This is a genomic window from Pseudomonas sp. P4_C3 (assembly GCF_056402075.1).
Genome location: NZ_JBFUIC010000430.1, coordinates 1 through 2,964 on the forward strand (window position 1 = coordinate 1; position 2,964 = coordinate 2,964).

2 protein-coding genes are annotated in these 2,964 nt (G+C 58.8%); both read right to left on the reverse strand.

All coding sequences use genetic code 11. The features are described from left to right. The coding region (gene cas3g / locus AC1DVH_RS28875) for a type I-G CRISPR-associated helicase/endonuclease Cas3g (protein ID WP_477756651.1) at positions 1 to 2,042 on the reverse strand (2,042 nt) is incomplete at its 3' end. Further along, on the reverse strand, positions 2,039 to 2,964 hold a 926-nt coding region (csb2, locus tag AC1DVH_RS28880; RefSeq protein WP_477756652.1), incomplete at its 5' end, for a type I-G CRISPR-associated protein Csb2. The genes csb2 and cas3g, both read right to left, overlap by 4 nt.

Below are 2,964 nucleotides of genomic sequence, written 5' to 3' on the forward strand. Positions count from 1 at the left end.
GATTCAATCTGGGCATTTTTCAGGACATATTCTAGCTCAACAGGTAACGTCTTCAGCAGCAGACAAAGGGCCTTACTCCGGGCGCCAGGCATATCCTCGTGCGGGGCATCTTTTTCGTTCGGATGTCCGAGTAAAGTGCGCAGGAAGCTGGCTTGCGCCCAGATGGCCGTTTCTTCTGTTCCAATTACAAGTCTGTGGCCGTCGACGAGGCGCAGGGTGAAACGCTGGGACTCTCTCGCCCGGAGCTTTTCCAGTTGGCAGTCATCCGCGAGGTCGGGAACCTCGGAGGCGTCTTTCGGCGCCCATCCCCATTGGTCGCAGCCGCCATAATTGGAGGGCAGTACCAGTGTATCGCCGGGTTGGATGAGATTCGGTGGAATCACCTCGCAGTCTTCAGGGCCTCGCCAGCGCAACACCTGCTTGGTTTCCTTTGCAGTGTTTTTCTCTTTGGCATCACGGCCGTTGAGGTCGCTCAGGGTACCAGCCGATCTCATGCCATTGAGGAAGGCGCGAGCTTCATTTAGGGGTAGGGCCAGCCCCTCACGGAGTATTGGCGGTAGCAGGCTGACGGCTCGTTTCCAGTCCTCCTTCCAATCCCCCGTCTGCAAGGTGTTCAGATCGTCTCGCCAGACCAGGATGACATCGGGGATTTGGTTGCTCGGGCCATGCAGCCAGCCTGTCAGATCCACTTTGGGCGCGTACGGGCCGGTCTGGCTGAGGGCGTGAATGTGACTGGGTAACAGGGTTGCTGCCAAGGGACTGTCTTCGGTTGGGGCTGGTGCTTCTGCGAGCAGTTTATCGAAGTTATTCAGCCCGAAGTCGACGACGTCTTCAGCGAAGACAGCTCTGGCTTTGAGCCACTCCCAGGCATCTGCGCTAGCCTTACCGTAAACTGGATCAGCTTTCTGTCCGTTACGGCGAAGTACCCAACCGCGGGTTTTACCGAGCAGACCTAGGCGGTCGAGTCGTCCAAAGCGTTGGCGCAGGGCGGAAAGGGGCGCGCATTCGCTGATGAGCGCATCGAAGTCAAAGTCCGCACCCACTTCGATGGTCTGTGTGGCGACAACCACAAATAATTCGTCATCGTCGCTGCGAGTTCGACCCGCCTTGATCTGTGGGAGTACGTTCCCCACCAGCCAGTCGCGCTCGATGGGGCGAATGCGCCCGGTCAAGAGTGTGCAGCCAATCTTCTTTTTACGGAGCAATTCGAACAGAGTGCGGGCTATGCTGACCCGGTTGACGACCACGGCAACCTTGCGGGTTTGGTTTTCTTGGCGGAGTGCCTCGAGGGCGACCAGTGCCTCTTTCGCGAACTCCTTGTCGGATATACCGACCTCCCGCAAACGGATCCTCTTGGACGCGGAGAGCCGCTGCCGGACAATGTCGAGAGCGTAGTCCTCCTCGTCGAGACCAAGCGTCTCTGTCGGCCAGTCGCTCTTGAGCGTCGCCGACATCGGAATGATCGCGAGATTGGCGCCGGCTACCTTCAGGCTGTTGAGTGTCTGTAGGAAGGGCATACTGAGGTGTGCCTCGTCGACCACAATCAGGGCGTCGTCGGAGAAGAACCCAGCATGCATGGGCCAGCGTTTTTGGCTGACGCCATAACCACGAAAAAGTAGACGTGAGCCCAACTGGTCAACCGTGGTCAGGATGATGCTCAGGCGCTCCGGATAGAGCACCCAGCCATCGTCACCAAACACACCACCGCGAAGGCGTACTACCTGTATTTCCTTGAGGCGCTTCTGAAGTACGAGTAGTTGGGGGAGCTGCGTTTCCTGCAAAAATGTCTTGATGCGTTGTGCGTTTTCGTACACCTCATCCACCACTAGGCGGCGGTCGATGACGAAGATGATACGACGCCATGCCCCATGGGCTGCTGCCCACACGGCTGCGTCGACCAGGCTCGACTTGCCTAGCCCCGATGGAACGTTGACGGCGAAGGTAGTGCGGCGTGCCAGCCTCTTGGCAACTCGACCCTGCCAAGGGAAGGGGGGGTGGCCGTGAATTGCTCGGTAGAAGTCTTCGAAGCTGGGCGGGCTCATGACTTGAGTTCCGAGGGTGTAGGTCGGAACAAGCCTATACCGAAGTATTTCCAGCGACCGGCAATGACCGGCCCCTGGACAGGTTCGGCGAAGACTACCCGGGCATGCGTGCGGGGTATCGGGGTGGGAATCTCGCGAACTGCTGGCCCACCTTTAAAGTCACTGGTTTGGTTGAGTGTCACCGAAATTGGGCAAGGGAAGCCGGCAATGACCAGCGACTCCACCAACGCCTGAGCAACCCGGCCGGACTCAAAACGCTTGGGTGGACGGTCCAGTATTACGGGTGTCACGGTGGACCAGCAGGTGCTGATACCAGCCCAGGTCTGGGTGCGTAGCGTGAGGATGGTATCTGTCCCCTCGATGACGGGTTCGAGCTCGGCCACCTGTCCATCGGGCAATTTCAAACAGGGAAGAAGTTTCTTCATCGCAATGAGCGTGTGGTCTCGTTCCTGTCCGGTTAGGCTGATAGGAAGTGCTATCCCGATCCCGAGGATCTTGCCGTCGGCATGGGGAGAGCCAACAAACGGCAGAGGTAGCCAGGCTACGTGCAGTTGTTCTCCGTCGTGACCATGCACGGCTGCTGGTGTCTGCGTATCCAACAGGGACATGATGGCTTTCCGCACATGCTTGCCTAGGGTGTGGGCAGCGTCGGCCCCCCAGGCGGCACCCTTGAAGCGGAATGCCAGCCAATCGTAAGCCGATGAGTGGGCCTGTGGTTTAGCCGTAACTTGGGCATAGGTGACAAATTTCTCGCGCAGCTGCTGGGGTCGCCGGACGACTCCACCGCGATGCTCGTGGAGTTCGTCAAGCTCCTGCAGCCTGCCCGGCAACGGTACCTTCAGCGAGAGATCACCATGGGGGCTGGGTACGTAGACGTCCGTGGCAATGACCTCACTGCAGGTGAAGTGGGCTATCACCAGAC